Source organism: Microcystis sp. M49636_WE2 (genome assembly GCF_030065375.1).
Lineage (GTDB): Bacteria > Cyanobacteriota > Cyanobacteriia > Cyanobacteriales > Microcystaceae > Microcystis > Microcystis aeruginosa_C.
The window spans coordinates 1-1604 of sequence record NZ_JASJFG010000356.1; the positions used below are offsets into that span (position 1 = coordinate 1).

Annotated in this window: 1 protein-coding gene and 1 pseudogene; one reads left to right on the plus strand and one right to left on the minus strand. The window is 45.1% G+C overall.

Features of this window, described 5'->3' with window-relative positions:
* Positions 1 to 447: pseudogene (locus PX484_RS08490) on the minus strand (serine protease); the annotation flags it as partial.
* 163 nt (positions 448 to 610) lie between these two features.
* Here PX484_RS08490 and PX484_RS08495 point away from each other — a divergent pair.
* Positions 611 to 1604, plus strand: a 994-nt coding sequence (locus tag PX484_RS08495) for a Mur ligase family protein (RefSeq protein WP_288103454.1), incomplete at its 3' end; no start/stop codon positions are given.

Below are 1604 nucleotides of genomic sequence, written 5' to 3' on the forward strand. Positions count from 1 at the left end.
ATAGGTTTGACCGTTTTTCAGAGTCACTTTTACTTGGGTTGTCCCTTCCACCACATGGGCATTAGTCAAAAGTAGTCCATCTGTACTAATGATAAACCCAGAACCGGTTCCCCGTTCCAAATGCTCCCTGGGAATCGGCACTTCATTACCAAAAAAGCGCCGAAAAAAGGGCTGTTTAAATTCTTCGGGAATTTGGTCGGCCACTTCCCGGGCCGAGTCAATCCGCACCACCGCCGGCCCGACTTTCTGCACGGCCTGGGCGATAAAATTAACATTACCGTCGTTTTGGGGAATAACAGGGAGAGAGAGGGAAGCGGGGAGGATTGCCGGCGGTTTATTTACCTCTAGGGGCGCTTTTCTGCTTAAATACTGATTTCCTAGCACACCCACAGTACCCCCTAGGGCGAGTAATCCCAGTGAAATCCCCAATCTTGTCAATAAACCCATAAGCTCTAGCCCTAAAATGTCGTGTGCGGTAGAATCGGCCCCAAACTTACCTATATTATAGGCTGTCTTTTTTGTCAGTAGAAAAGAATCAATGGGAACTTACCCCGTTTACGGGTCTTCTTTTAGGGGTAAAATCACGAAACAGCTATAAGAATCTCACTTCATGCAATTGTTTGATCGTATCCGTTTAGGGATAGCCGTAGCGGTGGCTAAAACCGTTACTGCTGTGGTTAAAGGACTCCGTTTAGGGGCTGCCAGCGTCTTGCCGGGGGAAATTGCCCGTCGTCTCCATCCCCGTTTGTTGCCGCTACTTTGTGGGCAAGTCCGAAGGGGGGTAATCTTGGTGGTTGGCACGAATGGAAAAACTACCACTTCCCTACTGCTAAGAACTATTCTAGAGCGTCAGGGGGCAAAAGTCACCCATAACACCACTGGGGCGAATTTAATTAATGGTTTAATCACTGCTTTATTGGCCGATGCTAATTTATTCGGCACTTTAAAGGCTGATTATGCCATTTTAGAAGTGGATGAAAATATTCTCCCTTTGGTTTTAAAAGATTGTCGTCCTCGCGCTATTTTAGCTCTTAATTTGTTTCGCGATCAACTCGATCGCTATGGGGAAGTGGATACGATTAGTCGCCGTTGGCAAGGGGCCATATCTCCCCTACCCACCGATACTTTAGTGATTCTCAATGCTGATGATCCGACCCTTTCCCATTTGGGTCAACAACTGCCCCAAAGAGTTGTATATTTTGGCTTAAGTGAGCCGGAATTATATCTAGAAGAAATTCCCCACGCTGTCGATTCTATTTACTGTCCTAAATGTGGCGCTTCTTTGGATTATCGCGGAGTTTATCTCTCCCATTTAGGGGATTTTAGTTGTCCTAGTTGCGGCTTTAAAAAGAGTAGTCCTGCTTTTCATAGTCAGGATTGGCCGCAGATTTTAATCGGTGTTTATAATAAATATAATACTTTAGCGGCGGGTTTAGTAGCCCAGGAATTAGGGATTAAAGATCGAGAAATTTTTGAGACAGTTCAGGGTTTTAAAGCGGCTTTTGGTCGAGCGGAAGAATTAGAAATTGAGGGTAAAAAAGTTAGAATTTTACTGTCTAAAAATCCCGTGGGTATGAATGAAACAATTCGCGCAGTGGCTGATA